Below are 299 nucleotides of genomic sequence, written 5' to 3' on the forward strand. Positions count from 1 at the left end.
GGCGCGGGAAGCGGTTCTTACGCGCCAGGCCACGGCGTTCGGGTTGCCCTCATGGCTGGCATCGACAGGTGCCTTCAAGCGCATCGTTCGATCGCGGTAAATGGTGGTGCTGGACGTCAGCGTCACCAACAACAAGAGGTGAACGCAAATTCGGCTAGATGCGGCAATGTCGAATGCTGGAATTATCAGGTCGACTTGTTGGGAATTTTGAAACGCTTGCAGGCTCAAATGTGCTGGGCGCACGGGCGCTGTATCCCCCTTACCGGCCCATGCCCCACCTACTATCACTTTCAGCGCTC

At 57.9% G+C, this 299-nt stretch carries 1 protein-coding gene; it reads left to right on the forward strand.

All coding sequences use genetic code 11. The features are described 5' to 3' along the window. Positions 1-51 precede the first annotated feature (51 nt). A partial coding sequence (locus EN861_RS35970) for a hypothetical protein (RefSeq protein ID WP_210235225.1) occupies positions 52-299 on the forward strand: 248 nt, incomplete at its 3' end.

The sequence above is a fragment of the Mesorhizobium sp. M8A.F.Ca.ET.218.01.1.1 genome (assembly GCF_004791165.1).
In the GTDB taxonomy this organism is placed as follows: Bacteria; Pseudomonadota; Alphaproteobacteria; order Rhizobiales; family Rhizobiaceae; genus Mesorhizobium.